The following is a 1,057-nucleotide window of genomic DNA, read 5'->3' as shown; positions in this document are numbered from 1 at the left end:
CAGTAACGATGGTGACGGCGATGTTATTAAGTGAATGGAGCATTTCAAAAACAAGGAGGAAATTATAGTGAGAAAAAGAGGCTTTGCTGATTTATTTTTCCTCCTTTTAGTTGTGTATTTAGTGTTGCCAGTTGTTGCAACAATGCTTTATGCTTTTGCGACGAATTGGAATAAAACCATTTTGCCAGAAGGATTAACATTTAAATGGCTTGCTACATTATTTCAGGATGCCGAATTTATACAGGCGTTTGGACGTTCTGTTTTATTGTCGGGTGGAGCTGTAATAATCGCATTGCTTGTTATCGTACCGGCCATATTCGTAATCGTGTTGTATTTCCCAAAATACGAAAAATGGATTCAGATGGCTGTTGTGATGGTGTATTCATTCCCAGGAATTATTTTAGCTGTCGGGCTCATTCGTGTTTACAGTAAATTTGGTGTGCCGATGATTCTCGTAGTTTTAGGGGCCTATGTTATCGGTATCCTACCATACATTTACCAAGGGACACGTAATAGTTTACGAAATGTAGATGCACGGCAACTTTTAGATGCAGCCCAATTACTGGGAGCATCGAAAGTGCAGGCATTTACCAAAATATTGTTACCTACTGTTTACCCAGGTTTATTTGCTGGTGCATTATTATCGTTTTCCGTTCTTTTTGGAGAGTTCGTATTGATTAATCTTGTTGTCGGTTCTCGCTTTGAGACAGTGCAAATTTATTTAATGAAGAAGCTTAGTACAAGTGGACATATTGCTAGTGCAGTTGTCTTTATTTATATCGTTCTTATGGGCTTATTAACGTTCGCTATTGCAACATTAACGAAACGATCGAAAGGTGCTACAAATCTATGAGTTATATTGTGATTGAAGGACTTCATAAAAAATATGGATCAACGACGGTTTTATCAAATATAAATATGAAGATTGAAAAAGGTGAATTTATAACTCTTTTAGGTCCGAGTGGCTGTGGTAAGAGTACAATTCTACGTATTTTAGCAGGCTTAACAGATGCATCTGCGGGGAAAATTATCATAGAAGGCAAGGATATAAATGGTG

At 37.3% G+C, this 1,057-nt stretch carries 2 protein-coding genes; both read left to right on the top strand.

Annotated features, from left to right (window positions below):
- Window positions 1-34 precede the first annotated feature (34 nt).
- A complete protein-coding gene (locus tag AC1DJN_RS22075; protein ID WP_478040311.1) occupies window positions 35-853 on the top strand; it encodes an ABC transporter permease in 819 nt (272 codons plus the stop codon).
- A partial coding sequence (locus AC1DJN_RS22070) for an ATP-binding cassette domain-containing protein (RefSeq protein ID WP_478040309.1) occupies window positions 850-1,057 on the top strand: 208 nt, incomplete at its 3' end. The genes AC1DJN_RS22075 and AC1DJN_RS22070, both read left to right, overlap by 4 nt.

Source organism: Stenotrophomonas sp. 05L414_2 (assembly GCF_056397905.1).
Note: the sequence above shows the minus strand (reverse complement) of the source record. Positions and strands in the feature narration are given on the sequence as shown.